Below are 16,387 nucleotides of genomic sequence, written 5' to 3'. Positions count from 1 at the left end.
TGGGGAGCCGGATGACCGCAACCGACCGGTCGCGGGCGTTTGCGCTCCTGCCATTTGCCCCAATGCTGCCATTGAGCGAGACTCGCGGCTTCGACCTGACCGGAAGAGTCGCGCAAGCGCTTCACCACAATGAGGGCTTGGCGACCATCAGCCAGAACACACCCGTCAGCCCGAGAAAGGCCGGCCAGCCGAGTGCGAACCAAAGGCGCATTGTTCGCTCGTAGTCAGGCCCCAGCCTTTCGTTTCTCTCCAGCGCTGTCCTGGCAAGGCGTTGCGCCTTGATTTGTAACCAGACCACCGGCACCCAACAGGCGAAGGCCAGCACATAGAGGCAATATGTAGCGATGAGCCAAGGGGCCGTAGGCGAATAGCCCGCCAGATGAACGAGCCACAGGCCGCTTGCCGGCTGTACGAGACCGCTCGTGCCCGTAAATATCCAGTCTGCACGGACGACCATCTGGCCCACGCTGGCAATCGTCGCTGGATCGCGTGTGAGATGGGCATTCCAGAAATACCAGGCGGTGCCCGCCCCAAAGCCGAACAACACCGTGCTACTGATAATGTGCAGGGTCTTGGCGATCAAATAGCTGTCCATCAGCGCTTGTCTCCGATCACGCCATGAACGGCGACCAACAGCAAGATCGGAAAATTCTTCAGCAACGGACCGAGAGGATCGAGCCAGACACTCGGCAAGGCGGTGCCGATCACGACCGTGTATCCGATCACCACAAAAAATTGCGCCAGGCTGCTCCAGCGCGCATTCTTGTCGAACAGGACGAGCAGTGCGACAGCCAGATCCAGAAGACTGCCGCTTATGCGCAATGGGTCTGCCCACATCTGTGGCAAGCCGAGGCCCGCCACCACCGATCGCGTTGCCTCGCTTCCATGAAAAAGGCCCAGCCATGCCGAGGCCAGCCAAAGGAAGACCAGCATCGCCTTGACCGCCGGGGCGATAAAAAACAGTTTTGCCTGCCAACGATCCTGCACCTGTGCGGGACGGGCCAGCAATGCGTCATTCAAGCTGCGAGGTGCAAAGCCGATCGACCTAGCATAGGCGATGCTGTTTCCCGCATTGCCGGCCACCATCTGCATCAGGCTGTTGGTGGAAACCGGGCCGTCGCTAGCGATGTCACCCACTCGTCCAAGCAAACGCATAAACGGCATCGGGACGGACAAGAATCGCGCACGACCAAAGCCCAGCCACGCTCGGTATCGCGCTAACAGGTCCTTGAGACCGAGAGTTTCGGGACCGATGGGCTCTAGCGTCTGACCGTGAAATTCATTGTTTCCGCAGATCAATCCCACGCTTCGCGCCAAATCCTGCGCATGGATGGGGGTGAAGGCAAACTCACCTTTCCCGGGAAGCGGAATGAAAAAAGGCAACCCGGCCATGCCCCGCAGCAACGAGGTGCCCCCGTAACTGCCATCGCCATAAACCAGCGAGGGGCGCAGAATTGTCCAGCCAAGCCCGGAAGAGCGCAAGATCTCCTCTCCCGCCAGTTTGGTGACCGAATAGTCCGTGGCGACATCCTTGCGAGCACTCACAGCAGAGATCAGCACGGCGTGCGTTACGCCCGCTTGCAATGCCGCACGATATAAGGCCTCGGGCATGCGCGCATGAACTGCTTCCATCCCCGCGCCCTTCAAGATGCCCGCGGCGTTGATGATACAATCGATCCCGGCAACATATGGTCGCCAGGCTTCCTGATCCGTGGCCCTGACCAGATCGAGCGGCAAAAAGTGAACCTGAGGAAAAGCCGCCGGCAGATTGCCCGGCGAACGAACGACACCAACGACTTCATGTTTTGCCGCCAACAATTCCGAAAGGACATAGCGGCCGATAAATCCACCCGCACCTAGCAACATGATCCGCATTTGCTGCTCCCTCGCCGCGAGAGCTAGCTTTGGTTCGGCGGCAAGTCAGCACAAAAGTCCCATTTTCCGCAGCTTGGTTCGAAACCTGCCTATTCGCGCCCCACCCCAGAGCGGACTTATCCCCTTGGAACTCGCGGCAATTGCGGGCATCGTCGGCGAACCGGGATCGAAATGCGCCACCGCGACGTTCCGATTCACAGTTTTGCGATAGGGAGCAGCAGCAAGATGACGATAGGTTCGCACCAGAAATATATCATGGCGCAAGGGGCCGTCGTGATCGGGGCGCTCGCGCTCGCCGGCTGCGCCGGGATGGGCAAGAAGTCGACCACGACGCTGCCCGCCGCCGACGCCTATGCGCAGCTCTATGACAATAAGGGCGCTGACCGCGGGCGGGCCGATATCTACCGCGATACCACCGGCCTGCGCATCGAGCTCGTCGCGCGCGGCTTCGCGCCTGGGACTTATGGCATGCATGTCCACGCCGTTGGCCAGTGCAATGCGCCCGATTTCGCCAGCGCGGGTCCGCACTGGAACCCGACCGGCGTCCAGCACGGCCGCGACAATCCGATGGGCGCGCATCATGGCGACCTGCCCAACCTCGTCATCGAGCCCGATCAGATCGGCCGCGCGACGCTGCGCCTCGTCGGCTCGCGTTTCGAGGGCGATGGCGGGCTGCTCGACGCCGACGGCGCCGCTTTCGTGATCCATGCCGGACCCGACGATTACAAGACCGATCCCAGCGGCAACAGCGGCGGCCGCGTCGCATGCGGCGTTATCGTCAAAGACGGCACGAAGTAAAACGGTCTTCGCTCCGTACCTCCCGGCACAGCGGGGTGACGGCGCGGTCCCAAGTCTCGACTGAAAGACTTAGGCGGGCGTCTCGACCGAAGGGTCAGGCGCCCGCCGCGCGTTCGGCGATCGTCGCTTCGGCCTCGGGCACCGCGCGATAGGCGTAGAGCAGCAGGCCGAGCGCGATCGGCGCGACGCCGATCAGCGACAGGATGCCGGTGCGCAAATCGCCGACCGGCTTGCCGTCGACGATCGTGCCCGCGAGGTCCGAAATCTGCCCGACCATATAGGGGCCGAACGACAGCCCCACCAACGTCGTGCCGAGGAAGAAGGCCGCCGTCGCGGTCCCGCGCATCCGCGGCAGCACCAGATCCTGCGTCGTCGCCGCGGCGGCGCCGAGAGCGGCGGCGCCAAGCATGCCGGCGAGGAAGTTCATGACATAGAAGAGCGTCGAATTCTCGGTCGTATAGCCGATCCAGATCGGGATGATCGGCGCGACGACGCCGAAGATGATCATCAGGACGCGGCCCGCCGGATTTTTCGACCGCAGATGGTCGGCGAGGCGGCCGCCGAGGATCACGCCGACGAAACCGGCGAGGGCACCGTTCGCGCCGAGGATGAAGGCGAGTTCCTGCTTGGGCAGGCCCAGCACGATTTCGGCATAGGGCGCCGACCAGAAAGCGAGCGCATAGGCGGCGAGGCTGACGAGACCGTAACCGAGCGTCGTGCAGATGAACGCCGGAGTGCCCCAGATCAGCCGGAAGGTCGCGGGGTCGTGCGCGCGCAGCGCGCTCGCCCACGAAAAGACCGCATAATAGCCGAGTGCGACCGCCGACCATTGCGGGAAATTGCCCGTCAGGCGGATCATCCACCAGGCGAAGGCGGCAATCGCGGCGGCAAAGCCGATGTTGATCGCCAGCGCGGCGGGGCCGCGCTTCGCGGCGCCCCAAAGCGTGAGCGGCGGCACGATCATCGACAGGTCTTTGCCGAACTCGCGAAAGGGGCTCGGCGAACTCGGGCTCGCGACGCCGTCCATCGCGCCGCGCACCGGCTCGCGCAGGCTGGCGACCCAGAGCGCGAGGAGCAGACCGGGGACGCCGACCGCGAGGAAGGCCGCCTGCCAGCCGACCAGCCCCATCGGCCCGCCGGCGGGGAAATTCCTGTTCCATGCCTCGACGATCAGTGCGCCGATGAACAGCGACACGCCGCCGCCGAGGTAGAGCCCCGACGAATAGATGGCGAGCGCGGTCGCTTTTTGCCGCTTCGGGAAATAGTCGGAGATCAGCGAATAGGCGGTCGGGCTCGCGGTCGCCTCGCCGACGCCGACGCCCATGCGCGCGAAGGTCAGCGTCAGCTGGTTATAGGCGAAGCCCGATGCGGCCGTCATCGCCGACCACAGGGTCAGGCCGATCGACAGCAACTTCACGCGGCTCCAGTTGTCAGCGAGGCGGCCGAGCGGGATGCCGAACAGCGCATAGAAAACGGCGAAGGCCGCGCCGCCGAGGAACCCCATGTCGCCGTCGGTCAGGCCGAGGTCGGCCTTGATATCGACCGCGAGGATGCTGATGATCTGCCGGTCGATGAAATTGAGGATATAGACGACGACGAGCACCGACAGGACGTACCAGCTATATCCGGTGGCCTTCGGTTCGGCCGAAACCGGCGCACCCGACATGACATTCTCGCTGGTGGTCTCGGCCATCTGGCAACCCTCTCCCTGACCCGTTATCTGTTGTGGCTCATGGCTAGCAGAGCCGGACGACGGCGCAAGTTGAAAGTCGGTTCAACTTTATGGAGAACATGGTCGATATGCGCGATGATAGAGCAGTTGCCGGGCCCGCGATCCTTTTCCTCTGCCTCGGCAACATCTGCCGCTCCCCACTCGCCGAGGGCGCCGCCCGCGCCGCTTTCGCCCGTGCCGGCATCGACGCCACGCTCGATTCGGCGGGAACCGGCGACTGGCATATCGGCCATGCCTCTGATGCCCGCGCGCAGGCCGAAGCGCGGCGCCGCGGTATCGACATTTCGGCGCTGCGCGGCCGCCAGCTCCGCCGCGCCGACTTCTACGATTTCAACCTGATCCTCGCCGCCGACGCGAGCAATTTGCGCGACGCCCGCGCGATTCGGCCGCCCGACGCGACCGCTGAGCTCCGGCTGATGCTCGATCTGCTCCCCGGCCGCGGCGGGGAGGGTGTCACCGACCCCTATTATGGCGAAGACGACGGCTTTGCCGCGACATGGGACGATGTCGATGCGGTCGCCGCCGCGCTCGTTGCCGAATTTTCGCCGTCCAGCGGATAACGCGCCACCGGATGATAGCGTGAACCGCCATGCCCCAGTTCGCTTTCATACAGCGTGACATGGCCAAATTCGAAAGCCGGGCTGGCCAGGTCGCTGTTCAGCGCGAGGAAGGATGCGACCGGACCTGATCCACGGTTCAGTCGCGCGAGCGTCACATGCGGGGTAAAGGCGCGCGTCTCGGGCGCGACGCCGACGCGCGCGAGGAGCTGGTCGACCTTGCGGTGCAGCGCCGCGAGCGGTTCGTGTGGCTCGACCCCCGCCCAGATCATGTGCGGTCGGCCCTGCCGTTCGAACAGGCCGATGCCTGCGATCCGCGCGGTCACCGCCGGGGCATAAAGCGCGCCGAGCGCCGCGGCGATATCCTCGGCCATATGGTGATCGACCTCGCCGATGAAGCGCAGGGTCAGGTGGAGCTGCTCGTCATTCTGCCAGCGCGCGCCCGCGATGCCGTGCATCGCTGCGAGCAATATGTCGCGGACCGGGCGCGGCGGGCGCAGCGCGACGAACAGGCGGTGCGTGGACATGGCGGCGAGCATAGAGGGCGGGATTCCGGATCGCGACCCCTAACCGCCGGGAAGGCAATAATATTGCTCTTGTCCGGTTTCGCTTGAAACAAGAAGGGAAAGTCCCGATATTGCTGCCTACGGCCGGTATGGGCTGGCCGGTGATGGAGTAAAGACAATGGCGAAGTGGAACGACCCCAATATGGCGGCTTCCGGTTTTGGTGCCGGCGCGAACGCAATGGACCAGGCCGTCGATGCCGGCCTGCGGTCGTACATGCTGTCGGTTTACAATTATATGGGCTCGGGCGTGCTGCTGACCGGCATCGTCGCGTTGCTGGCGTTTCAGTCGGGCTTTACCGCCTCGCTGATCGGCAGCCCGCTGATGTGGGTCGTCGCTCTCGCGCCGCTGGCTTTCGTGCTGGTGCTGAGCTTCGGGATCAACAAGCTGTCGACGCCGGCGGCGCAGGCATTGTTCTGGGTCTATGCCGCGGTGATGGGGCTGTCGATGTCGACGATCTTCATCGCCTTCACGGGCACGTCGATCGCAACCACCTTCTTCGCGACCGCCGCGGCGTTCATTGGTCTTAGCCTCTACGGCTATACGACCAAAAAGGATCTGTCGGGTTTCGGCACCTTCCTGATCATGGGCGTGGTCGGCATCCTCGTTGCGATGCTGATCAACCTGTTCCTGCAGTCGAGCGCGCTCAGCCTAGCGATCAGCGTGATCGGCGTGCTGCTGTTCGCGGGCCTCACCGCCTATGACACACAGAAGATCAAGAGCATGTATTTCTATGTCCGCGGGACCGACTTTGTCGGCAAGTCGGTGGTAATGGGCGCGCTGACGCTCTACCTCGACTTCGTCAACATGTTCACCTTCCTGCTCAACCTGATGGGCAGCCGCGACTAAGCGGGACGGACAGAACGAAACAAGGGAGCCCGGCGGAGCGATTCGCCGGGCTCTTTTTATTGGTCAGGGCGGAGGATGCGCCTCGCCCGCCATTCATCGGCGGTGATTTCCCATAATTCCGAGGGTAAGGGGCCTTCGACATAGCGCTTTTCGCCGCACCAAACGGCACGCATGCCGCTGCCGGTCGAGATGGCGCGCGATGCGCGATTGTCGATCGCCTTGGGCACGCGCAGGACCGGCTGATCAAGCACGTCGAACCAATAATCGGTCACGGCATCGCTCGCTTCGCGCATCAAGCCTTTGCCCCAATGGACCGGATCGAGCCAGAAACCGCGGTTGTCGTCGGGATCGAGCATCAGGCTGATGACCCCGATCAGGGTGCCGGGCTCCTGCCGCGGTCGGATCGACCAGTGCCACGCCTTGCCCTCCCGCATCGCCGGAAGCGCGACGTCGCGGACAAAGGTCAGTGCGCCGTCGTCGGGATAGGGCCATGGAACGAATGGATTCAAATGGCGCACGATCTGCCATTGCGGGAAAATGGCCTGAATGGCGGAATGATCTTCCAGCACCAGCGGTCGCAGCAGGAGTGTTTCGGTCGCGAGGTCCGGAAGTGGTAACGTCATTGCGCAGCCTGCATCTCGGCGATCAGCGCATTGTCGATCTCCTTCGCGCGCTTGTACGCGGCGCGCTCGCGAAGCGGTGCGACATAGGCCTCGAACGCCGGGCGCGAGGGGATGGTGCCGAACTGCAGCCCCCAGTCGATCTGGCTGCCGACATAGACGTCGGCGGCGCTGAAGCGGTCGCCCGCGACATAGGTTTTACCCGCGACCGCACTTTCGAGGGCGTCAAGCGCGGCGGGCAGCGAGCCGAAGCCCGCCATGCGCTGTTGGTCGGCATCGGGTTCGACGCCGAAATGCTTGGCGGTGATCGCTTGCTCGACGGGGCCCGAAGTGAAGAACAGCCAGCGATAATAATCGGCCCGGTCGGCCACATCGGGCGCGAGGCCGGCTTCGGGGAAGGCGTCGGCGAGATACGCGCAGATCGCGGCGCATTCGGTGACGACCTTGCCATTGTGGACCACCGCCGGAACCTTGCCCATCGGGTTGATCGCGAGATAGTCGGCGCTCTTCATCGTCGTGCCATAATCCAGGATGCGCGGTTCATAGGGCGCGCCGACCTCTTCGAGCATCCAGCGGGCGATCTGCCCGCGCGACATCGGATTGGTATAGAAAATAAGGTCTTCGGCCATCGCGCTTCTCCCATGCGGTTCGATTCGAATACGAACATATCAAGAACATTATCCGACTGCCAGCGGGCTTGTTTTGTCACCATTCGCAGCTAAGGCAAGGGCATGAGCGACGAACGCATCTGGACCGCCGCCGTGCTGGTGATCGGCGACGAGATTCTCTCGGGCCGCACGCAGGACAAGAATGTCGCGCAGATTGCGACCTGGCTCGAGGTGCAGGGCATCCGCCTGCGCGAAGTGCGGATCGTTCCCGATGTCGAGCAGGAGATTGTCGATGCGCTGAACGCGATCCGCGCGCGCTACGACTATGTCTTCACCACCGGCGGTATCGGCCCGACGCACGACGACATCACTGTCGATGCGGTGGCGAAGGCGCTCGGCGTCGGCGTCGTCATCCATCCGACTGCGCGCGCGATCCTTGAAAATTATTACACCGCGCGCGGCAGCGAGCTGACCGAGGCACGGCTGCGTATGGCGCGCGTACCCGACGGTGCCGACCTGATCCCAAACCGCATGTCGGGCGCGCCGGGGATCCGCATCGGCAATCTGTTCGTGATGGCGGGGGTGCCGCACATCACCGCGGGGATGCTCGACGCGCTGACCGGCGAGCTTGAGGGCGGCGCGCCGCTCGTCGCGCGCACGATCGGCGCGTGGGCGCCTGAAAGCGAGATCGCCGACCTGCTGCGTCAGGGCGAGAAGGATTATCCCGGCGTTGCGATCGGCAGCTATCCCTTCTTTCGCGAGGGCAAGATCGGCGCCAATTTCGTTATCCGTTCGACCGACGGCGAACAGGTCGCGGCGTGCGTCGGTGCGTTGACCGCCGGCTTCGAAGCCCTTGGCTATGCGGTGACCGACGGCGGCATCTGATCGGCCGCATCATCGTCGCTTGTTCGTGTCGCGCGTGGCAGGCGGCGGAGCATCAGGATCGCGAGCAGGCCAAAGATCGCCGCGACGACAAAGGCCGCGCCGGGGAAATGCACCGGCGCGCCGTCTGCGGTGAAATAGGCCATCGTTCCGGTGAGCAGCAGCGGCGCAAAAAGCTGCCCAAGACCCATCGCCATCGCCGAAATTCCCTGCACCTCGCCTTGCGTTTCGGCGGTCGCGCGGCGCGACATCATCGCCATCAGCGAGGGCTGCACGGGCGCCTGCAACGCAACGGGGATCAACAGCAGGAAGGCGCCGGCCGTCGAGGTGGTTAAGGCGTAGCCGACATAGACCAGGGTCGCGACGAGGATGCCGAGCGTCGCCGCGTCACGCTCGCCGAAGCGCGCCACTGCGGGGCCGACGACAAAGACCTGCCCGAGCGCGATCATCACCCCGACCGCGGCAAGGCTCGCGCCGATCATGCCCGGCGTCCAGCCGAGCTGCGCGATGCAATAGAAACTCCACGTCATCGGATAGACGAGACTAGCGATCTGCCACAGCACGAGCACCCCAGCGACGCCGTCCATGCCGGGCAGCGCGCGCATTGTCTTCCACGCACCAAGCGGATTGGCGCGGCGCCAGTCGAAGGTGCGGCGGCGTTCGGGCGGCAATGTTTCGGGGAAGATGAAATAGCCATAGAACATGTTGGCGGCGGCAAGGATCGCGGCCGCCACGAACGGTGCGCGCGGGCTGATCTCGCCGAGGAAGCCGCCGATGGCGGGACCCGCGACGAAGCCGACGCCGAACGCCGCGCCGACGAAGCCGAAATTACGCGCGCGTTCCTCGGGCTTGGTGATGTCGGCGATCGCCGCCTGCGCCGCGGCATAGCTGCCGCCGAAAATGCCCGACAGCGCGCGCGCGATGAACAGCCATGGCAAGGTCTCGACGATCGTCAGCAGCGCATAGTCGATGGCAAGCCCGCCAAGCGCGAGCAGCAGCACGCGCCGACGCCCGAAATGATCGGACAGATTGCCGAGCACCGGTGAGGCGAGGAAGGTCGCGATCGCCATGACGAGGCCGATCCACGCGCCGACCTCGATCGCGTGAGGCAGATCGACCTCGCCGACCTCCATCACGAGCTGCGGCAGCACCGGCATGATGATGCCGAAACCGACCGCGTCCATGAAGATCGTCGCGACGATGAACGGGATGGTCCGCGCCGGCGTCACTTGCTCTTTCTTTCTGCTGTCCCTAGCGCCACCGAACCCTCCCTCATGCGTTGCCGATAGATGAAACTCGAAATTTCCGCCTCCCTAAATTATCGGCTGTCCGAGCCCGTCGACCTGATGCTGCAGATCGAGGCCGCGAACGGGCACGGCCAGCGCGTCCTCGGCGCGTCGCTCGACGTCGGCACCCCCGAATTTGTCGCGCGCGTTCCGGCCGCCGACGGCATTTGCGAGCCGATCTGGCTGCGTGCCGAAGGGAGCCTCCGCGCCGAATATCGCGCGCGGGTCGAGATCGACCGCCCCGACACCGACTTCCGCTCGCTCGCCGCGGTGCCGCTCCACCGATTGCCGGCCGGGGCGATCCCCTATCTCAACGAATCGCGCTATTGCCCGTCGAACAAGTTTCACGCCTTCGTCGAGCGCCGCTTCGGCGACCATGAGGGCGGAGCGAAGATCGGCCGGATGCGCGACTGGATCGAAAGCCGTTTCACCTATGTTTCGGGTTCGAGCGATGCCGAGACGGGCGCGCTCGACAGCTTCGTCGAACGTCGCGGTGTGTGCCGCGACTATGCGCATGTGATGATCGCGCTCGCGCGCGCCGCGCATATCCCGGCGCGGATGGCGAGCGCATATGCGCTCCGCGTCGCACCGCAGGATTTCCACGCCGTCGCCGAAGTCTTCCTCGATGGCGACTGGCACCTCGTTGACGCGACGGGCATGGCGCGCGCCTCAGAAATGGCGCGCATCTGCGTCGGGCGCGACGCCGCCGATATTTCCTTCCTGACGGCGTATCGCGATATTGCGTTCGTCAGCCAGTCGGTGAAGGTGGAGCGGCTCGAGGGTTAGCGTTTCGTCGTGGCAAAGCCACGCCGTCGATCCTCGCTGCTGCGCGAGATCGGCCGGGCTTTCGCAGATCGCGATTTAGCTCCGCCCAATCGCTGCGAAAGCCTGGAGCGGGTGAAGGGAATCGAACCCTCGTCACTTGCTTGGGAAGCAAAAGCTCTACCATTGAGCTACACCCGCATTCCAACCGATCATGCTGTCGGCAACCATTTTTACAAACGGTTTTCGCGGCATTGGCTGACAGCGCCGCCTTTGCCGCGTTTGAAGTCATGGGTCAAGCTTACGGAAGAACGGTGGTGGCGCGACTTGCGATGCTGCACCTGACGGCCGGAACTTGCTGTGCTTGAGATTTATTCTTTTTCCATGCATTTTCGTTCGATTGGTTACGCGGGAAGCGTCATCGGCGGATGATGTTCGATGGGGCGAGTATGCGGCGCAGGACGATCATCATCATTGCATCCTGCCTGGCGATTCTCGCCGCGATCCTGCCCCTGATCGCGATCGCCGTCTATGCGCGGCACAAAGCCGTCGAGGATGAAAACCGGCACCTTATCGAATATGCGGATTGGACGCTCGAACGCGCAACCGGCAATATCCGAATGGTCGAGGGCGTTTTTGGGCGACTGGAGCGCGAAAACCGACATGGTTGCGATGCTGCGCACATAGCGCGAATGCGGCAACTCACGATCGATGCGCAGCCAGTCGACGAAGTCGGCTATTTTATGGACGGAAAGCTGGCCTGCACAAGCTGGGGCAAGGTCGGTCGCCCCGTTGCGATCGAATCGCCCGACACGCAGCTGCCGGGCGGGATCGGCATCCACCTGAACGTCAGGCCGATTGTCACCAGCGGCGGCACGGTTCACGCGCTCAGCCGCGGCGACCACAATATCCTCATAAAGCCCGAGCGGCTGGTCGACGTCTTGACCGATACCAAGATGACGCTCGGCGTCGCGACCTTGGACGGCAAGATCCTGTCGACCTCGGGACCGGCGCACGCGGACCTCGTCGCGCGCATCGCGCGCCATGGGGGCTCGGGGCGCTGGAGGAACCAAATGTTCGCGTCGGCCGAGCGCAAGGGGCTCCGGGCGTTTGCGATAACCGACCGTGCGTTGGTGGAGGCGCGGATCGACCGCGATCTATGGTATCTCGTGCCGATCGGCGTCGCGATCTCCGCCGCGCTCGTCGGCCTCGTGCTGTGGCTGTCGCGGCAACGGCTGTCGCCGCGCAAGGAACTCGAAATCGCCATCAGGCGCCGCGAATTCGTCGCCTTCTATCAACCCATCATCGAGCTTTCGACAGGACTGTGCATCGGCGCCGAAGCGCTGGCGCGGTGGCACCGCCCCGATGGCGAATGGGTCGCGCCCGACCTGTTTTTTCCGCTCGCCGAGCAGACCGGGCTGGTCGAGCCGCTGACCGATCTCGTCATCGAAACCGTCGTCGTCGACCTTGCCGAAATGCTGCGCAAGGAACGGTCCATCCACGTCGCGATCAACATTTCGGCCGCCGATATGCAGAGCGGCCGTTTCCTTGCCGTGCTGGCGGCCGCGCTTTCCGGGGCGGGCATCGAGCCTTCGCAAATATGGCTCGAGGCGACCGAGCGTGGTTTCATGAACGCCGCAGCCGCGCGCGCGACGATCGAACAGGCGCGCGCTGCGGGCCACCTGGTGGCGATCGACGATTTCGGCACCGGCTATTCCAGCCTCTCGCTTCTCGAGACCTTGCCTCTCGATGCGCTCAAGATCGACAAATCCTTCGTCGATGCTATCGGCAAGGATGCGGCGACCAGCGTCATCGTCCCGCACATCATCGAAATGGCGCACGGCCTGAACTTCCACATCGTCGCGGAGGGCGTCGAAACGGAGGCGCAGGAAATGTATCTGCGCGACGCGGGCGTGGAATTTGCCCAGGGCTGGCGATATTCGGAAGCGCTGCCAGCGGACCGATTCGCCGCTTTTTATGAAGAAACGAACGCGGGCCGTACGCCGGCCTTTTTCGAGGCTCGTTAGGCGGCCGCCGAAGTCAGCGCGCCGATTCGCAGATGGTCTCCATCGCGACGAAGGTCGAGGTGCTCGCGACGTGCGGCAGGCTCGAGATCTTTTCGCCGAGCACGATGCGATAGCGACGGATGTCGGGCGTGCGGACCTTCAGGAGATAATCGAAATTGCTCGCGATCATGTGGCATTCCTCGACTTCGGGAATCTGCCGCACGGCGGCATTGAATTGTTTGAGCGCCTCCTCGCGCGTGTCCGACAGCTTGACCTCGGCAAAGGCGACATGGTCCAGCCCGACCTTGGCGGGATCGACGATCGCGCGAAAGCCGGTGATCAGCCCGCTGTCGACAAGACGTTTGACGCGCTGCTGGCACGGCGTCTTCGACAGGCCGACCTGCAATGCCAGTTCGGTAAAAGTGATCCTTCCGTCGCGGCCCAGAATCGCAAGGATCTTGCGATCGAACTCGTCCAATTCGACTGTGGATTGGCCATTCTTCATAGATATTGGCTAATGATTCAGGGAAACTTGGTCAATTCATATATGAAAATGGCCCAAACAAGTCGGATCGACTTCTGCCGATGTGATATCGGGCGCCATGACCCAAAGCCCCGACCGCACGCCTATCCGCGCCCTCGCCCGCCGCAGCGAATCCGACATCGTCGCCGAGCTGCGCAACGATCTTGCAACCTCGTCGGCGAGTGTCGAGGCGGTCACCCGCCGCGGGCTCGAACTGATCCGCAAAGCGAAGGCCGAGGGCGAACGCGAGACGCTCGTCGCGCAACTCATGAACCGCTATCGCCTGTCGACCGAGGAAGGCGTCGTGCTGATGTGCCTCGCCGAGGCGCTGCTCCGCGTCCCCGACAATGCGACCGCCAATGCGCTGATCCGCGACAAGATCGCGGGGCGCCACTGGAAGGACGGCGAGGATGAGGACAGCCCGCTGATCGTTGCGCTGTCGTCGCGCGGCCTCTCGCTCGGCTCGGCGACGCTGATGCTCGACGCGATGGGCAGCAAGGCGAACCCGCTGACCCTGATCAAATCGATGGTGCGCCGCTCGGGCGAGCCGGTGATTCGCCAGGCGGCGCTCGCGGCGATGAAGATGCTCGGCCAGCAGTTCGTGATGGGCGAGACGATCGACGCCGCGGTCAAACGCGCCGACAAGGAAAAGTCCGAGCTGGCGAGCTTCGACATGCTCGGCGAAGCCGCACGCACCGCCGAGGATGCGCAGCGCTATTATGAGAGCTACGCCAATGCCATCGCGCGCATCGGCAAGGCGGCGAAGCCGGGCGACCCGCACGCCAATCATGGCATTTCGATCAAGCTGTCGGCGCTCCATCCGCGCTACGAATATCTGCAGCACGCGCGTGTGATCGGCGAACTGGTGCCGAAGGTGGTCGAACTCGCGAAGGCAGCGCGCGCGGTGAACATCCCGCTGATGATCGACGCCGAGGAAAGCGACCGGCTGGAACCGCATATGGACGTGTTCGCCGCGCTGATCGACGCCGGGATCGCGGATAACTGGACCGGGCTCGGCATCGTGATTCAGGCCTATCAGAAGCGCGCGCCGGCGGTGATCGACTGGCTCGCGAACCGCGCGCGGACCCGCGGGGTCAAGCTGTCGATGCGCCTCGTCAAGGGCGCCTATTGGGACACCGAGATCAAGCGCGCGCAGACGCTGGGGCTCGGCGACTTCCCCGTCTTCACCGCGAAACTCCATACCGACCTCAATTATATGCGCTGCACGCAGTTGCTGCGCGACTGTCAGGATTGCATCTATCCGGCGTTCGCAAGCCACAATGCGATGACGCTCGCTTTTGTCTCGGAACTGTTCGCGGGCGCCGACTACGAGTTGCAACGGCTCCACGGCATGGGCGAGGGCGCGCATGACGCGCTCGTCGCGCTGTTCCCGCCGCCGCGACCGGTGCGCGTCTATGCGCCGGTCGGCACGCATCGCGACCTGCTCGCCTATCTTGTCCGCCGCCTGCTCGAAAATGGCGCGAACTCCAGCTTCGTGCATCAGTTTTCGGACCCCGGTGTCACCGCCGAGCAGCTTGCGGTCGATCCGCGCAGCGTCGCGAGCGAGGCGTCGCCCGCCATCGCGACCGGCCTTGGTCTCTTCGATCCCGTGCGCCGCAATTCGCGCGGCTATGATCTCGGCGATCCCGGCGTGCCCGAGGCGCTGGTTTCGGCGATCGGCGCGGCGCGGCGGAGCGACCTTGTTGCGGCGCCGATCGTCGGCGGCGTTGCGCGTAAGGGCAAGACGGATCCGGTGCGCAATCCCGCGACGGGCGTGGTCGTCGGGCAGGTGATCGAGGCCGACGCGGCGATGGTCGCCGATGCCGTCGCCGCGGGGCAGAAGGCGCACGGCGACTGGAGTCTCGCGGGCGGGGCCTTCCGCGCCGAGCGGCTCGAACGCGCCGCCGACCTGCTCGAAGAGCATGATGCGCTTTTCCTCGGCCTCGCGATCGACGAGGCGGGCAAGACGCTCGTCGATGCGATCGCCGAGGTGCGCGAAGCGGTCGATTTCCTGCGATATTATGCGGCACAGGCGCGTTCCGACTTCACCTACCCGGTGGCGTTGCCCGGTCCGACGGGCGAGCGCAACGAGCTGATGCTCGAAGGCAAGGGCGTGTTCGTGTGCATCAGCCCGTGGAACTTCCCGCTCGCGATTTTCCTCGGCCAGGTGTCGGCGGCGCTCGCCGCGGGCAACGCCGTGCTCGCAAAGCCCGCTGAGCAGACCCCGCTGATCGCGCACGCCGCGGTCGAAATGCTGCTCGAAGCTGGCATCCCGGGCGATGTGCTTGCGTTTCTCCCGGGCCGCGGCGAGACCGTTGGCGCGGCGCTCACCAGCAACGACGACATCATCGGCGTCGCCTTCACCGGCTCGACCGAGGTCGCGCGTATGATCAACCGCAGCCTCGCCGGACGCGACGGCCCGATCGCGACGCTGATTGCCGAAACCGGCGGCGCCAATGCGATGATCGTCGATTCGACCGCACTCCCCGAACAGGTCGCACGCGACGCCGTCGCGTCGGCCTTCCAGTCGGCGGGGCAGCGCTGTTCGGCGCTCCGCCTGCTCTGCGTGCAGGAAGATGTCGCCGACACGATGATTGAAATGGTCGCGGGCGCGATGGCCGAACTCAATGTCGGCGATCCGTCGATCCTTTCCACTGATGTGGGCCCGATCATCGATGATGAAGCGCAGGCGAATATTGTCGCCTATGTCGCCGAAGCGCGCGCCGCGGGGCGTGTGATCGCCGAAGCGGGGCGCACGAACCTGCCCGCCGACGGCCATTTCGTGCCGCCGGTGGCGATCCGGCTCGACCATGTCACCGACCTGAAGCGTGAGATTTTCGGCCCCGTGCTCCATGTCGCGACGTGGAAGGGCGGCGAGCTCGACGCGCTCATCGATGCGATCAACGCCTCAGGTTACGGCCTGACGCTCGGCGTCCACACGCGCATCGACGGGGTCGCTGCGCATATCGCGGCGCGCGCGCAGGTCGGCAACGTCTATGTGAACCGCAACCAGATCGGCGCGATCGTCGGTTCGCAGCCGTTCGGTGGGCGCGGTCTGTCGGGCACCGGCCCCAAGGCCGGCGGCCCGCATTATCTGCACCGCTTCGCCGAAGAGAAGTCGATCTCGACCGACATCACCGCGGCGGGCGGGAATGCGGCGTTGATGGCGGGTTAAATTCTGCGCTGGCTGATGCGCGGTGGCTTCGGCAGCCAGCGCATCGGCTGGCTGGAACCACGAGGCCCGATACAGAGTGGACAACTGTCCCGGGCAAATACGTCCGAAAGCGTCTCGCGGCATAGTGCCGCGGCGACCCTATGTTATGGT

15 protein-coding genes and 1 tRNA gene are annotated in these 16,387 nt (G+C 64.4%); 7 read left to right on the top strand and 9 right to left on the bottom strand.

Annotated elements, in window-relative coordinates:
• Positions 1 to 121: 121 nt before the first annotated feature.
• Together ASD73_RS13870 and ASD73_RS22315 are read right to left on the bottom strand one after the other, a co-directional pair.
• Positions 122 to 595, bottom strand: coding sequence for a DUF2269 family protein (locus ASD73_RS13870; RefSeq protein ID WP_200934942.1), 474 nt, complete (start codon positions 593 to 595; stop codon positions 122 to 124).
• Positions 595 to 1,875: an SDR family oxidoreductase gene (locus ASD73_RS22315; RefSeq protein ID WP_082521539.1), complete on the bottom strand. Its 1,281-nt coding sequence runs from the start codon at positions 1,873 to 1,875 to the stop codon at positions 595 to 597. The genes ASD73_RS13870 and ASD73_RS22315 overlap by 1 nt, the downstream gene beginning before the upstream one ends.
• A gap of 225 nt (positions 1,876 to 2,100) precedes the next feature.
• On the opposite strand from ASD73_RS22315, the gene ASD73_RS13860 reads away from it, so the two are divergent.
• On the top strand, positions 2,101 to 2,673 hold the full coding sequence (locus tag ASD73_RS13860; RefSeq protein WP_235534406.1) for a superoxide dismutase family protein: 573 nt from the start codon (positions 2,101 to 2,103) through the stop codon (positions 2,671 to 2,673).
• Between the two features lie 94 nt (positions 2,674 to 2,767).
• Here the strand turns inward: ASD73_RS13860 and ASD73_RS13855 are convergent, their stop codons facing one another.
• A complete protein-coding gene (locus ASD73_RS13855; protein ID WP_156377385.1) occupies positions 2,768 to 4,366 on the bottom strand; it encodes a spinster family MFS transporter in 1,599 nt (532 codons plus the stop codon).
• A gap of 107 nt (positions 4,367 to 4,473) precedes the next feature.
• Between ASD73_RS13855 and ASD73_RS13850 the strand changes: the two genes are divergently transcribed.
• Positions 4,474 to 4,965 carry an arsenate reductase/protein-tyrosine-phosphatase family protein gene (locus tag ASD73_RS13850; RefSeq protein WP_056373661.1) on the top strand — a complete coding sequence of 164 codons (492 nt, stop codon included), beginning with the start codon at positions 4,474 to 4,476 and terminating at the stop codon, positions 4,963 to 4,965.
• Here ASD73_RS13850 and thpR read toward each other — a convergent pair.
• Positions 4,872 to 5,489: an RNA 2',3'-cyclic phosphodiesterase gene (thpR, locus tag ASD73_RS13845; protein WP_056373659.1), complete on the bottom strand. Its 618-nt coding sequence runs from the start codon at positions 5,487 to 5,489 to the stop codon at positions 4,872 to 4,874. The genes ASD73_RS13850 and thpR overlap by 94 nt on opposite strands.
• 157 nt (positions 5,490 to 5,646) lie before the next feature.
• Between thpR and ASD73_RS13840 the strand changes: the two genes are divergently transcribed.
• Complete coding sequence (locus ASD73_RS13840) at positions 5,647 to 6,375, top strand: Bax inhibitor-1/YccA family protein (protein WP_056372984.1); 729 nt, start codon at positions 5,647 to 5,649, stop codon at positions 6,373 to 6,375.
• Between the two features lie 56 nt (positions 6,376 to 6,431).
• On the opposite strand, the gene ASD73_RS13835 is transcribed toward ASD73_RS13840, so the two are convergent.
• Both ASD73_RS13835 and ASD73_RS13830 read right to left on the bottom strand, forming a co-directional pair.
• The gene (locus ASD73_RS13835; protein ID WP_056372983.1) at positions 6,432 to 6,998 is read right to left on the bottom strand and encodes a GNAT family N-acetyltransferase; all 567 of its coding nucleotides are present in this window, start codon (positions 6,996 to 6,998) and stop codon (positions 6,432 to 6,434) included.
• A complete protein-coding gene (locus ASD73_RS13830) occupies positions 6,995 to 7,624 on the bottom strand; it encodes a glutathione S-transferase family protein (RefSeq protein WP_056372982.1) in 630 nt (209 codons plus the stop codon). The genes ASD73_RS13835 and ASD73_RS13830 overlap by 4 nt, the downstream gene beginning before the upstream one ends.
• A 102-nt stretch (positions 7,625 to 7,726) precedes the next feature.
• On the opposite strand from ASD73_RS13830, the gene ASD73_RS13825 reads away from it, so the two are divergent.
• Positions 7,727 to 8,488: a competence/damage-inducible protein A gene (locus tag ASD73_RS13825; protein WP_056372981.1), complete on the top strand. Its 762-nt coding sequence runs from the start codon at positions 7,727 to 7,729 to the stop codon at positions 8,486 to 8,488.
• Here ASD73_RS13825 and ASD73_RS13820 read toward each other — a convergent pair.
• Positions 8,461 to 9,714: an MFS transporter gene (locus ASD73_RS13820; protein WP_156377384.1), complete on the bottom strand. Its 1,254-nt coding sequence runs from the start codon at positions 9,712 to 9,714 to the stop codon at positions 8,461 to 8,463. The genes ASD73_RS13825 and ASD73_RS13820 overlap by 28 nt on opposite strands.
• A gap of 60 nt (positions 9,715 to 9,774) precedes the next feature.
• On the opposite strand from ASD73_RS13820, the gene ASD73_RS13815 reads away from it, so the two are divergent.
• On the top strand, positions 9,775 to 10,557 hold the full coding sequence (locus ASD73_RS13815) for a transglutaminase-like domain-containing protein (protein ID WP_056372980.1): 783 nt from the start codon (positions 9,775 to 9,777) through the stop codon (positions 10,555 to 10,557).
• Positions 10,558 to 10,660: 103 nt separating this feature from the next.
• On the opposite strand, the gene ASD73_RS13810 is transcribed toward ASD73_RS13815, so the two are convergent.
• Positions 10,661 to 10,734 (bottom strand) — tRNA-Gly (locus tag ASD73_RS13810).
• Positions 10,735 to 10,961: 227 nt separating this feature from the next.
• Here ASD73_RS13810 and ASD73_RS13805 point away from each other — a divergent pair.
• The gene (locus ASD73_RS13805) at positions 10,962 to 12,560 is read left to right on the top strand and encodes an EAL domain-containing protein (RefSeq protein WP_327196924.1); all 1,599 of its coding nucleotides are present in this window, start codon (positions 10,962 to 10,964) and stop codon (positions 12,558 to 12,560) included.
• 13 nt (positions 12,561 to 12,573) lie between these two features.
• Here ASD73_RS13805 and ASD73_RS13800 read toward each other — a convergent pair whose 3' ends face one another.
• Positions 12,574 to 13,044 carry an Lrp/AsnC family transcriptional regulator gene (locus tag ASD73_RS13800; RefSeq protein WP_056372979.1) on the bottom strand — a complete coding sequence of 157 codons (471 nt, stop codon included), beginning with the start codon at positions 13,042 to 13,044 and terminating at the stop codon, positions 12,574 to 12,576.
• A 97-nt stretch (positions 13,045 to 13,141) separates the two neighbouring features.
• Here ASD73_RS13800 and putA point away from each other — a divergent pair, with 97 nt between their 5' ends.
• Positions 13,142 to 16,237 carry a bifunctional proline dehydrogenase/L-glutamate gamma-semialdehyde dehydrogenase PutA gene (gene putA / locus ASD73_RS13795; RefSeq protein ID WP_056372978.1) on the top strand — a complete coding sequence of 1,032 codons (3,096 nt, stop codon included), beginning with the start codon at positions 13,142 to 13,144 and terminating at the stop codon, positions 16,235 to 16,237.
• The last annotated feature ends 150 nt before the right edge of the window (positions 16,238 to 16,387 follow it).

This window comes from Sphingopyxis sp. Root154 (assembly GCF_001427105.1).
GTDB lineage: Bacteria > Pseudomonadota > Alphaproteobacteria > Sphingomonadales > Sphingomonadaceae > Sphingopyxis.
The sequence above is the reverse complement of the archived record's forward strand: the minus strand, read 5'-3'. Positions and strand labels throughout refer to the sequence as shown.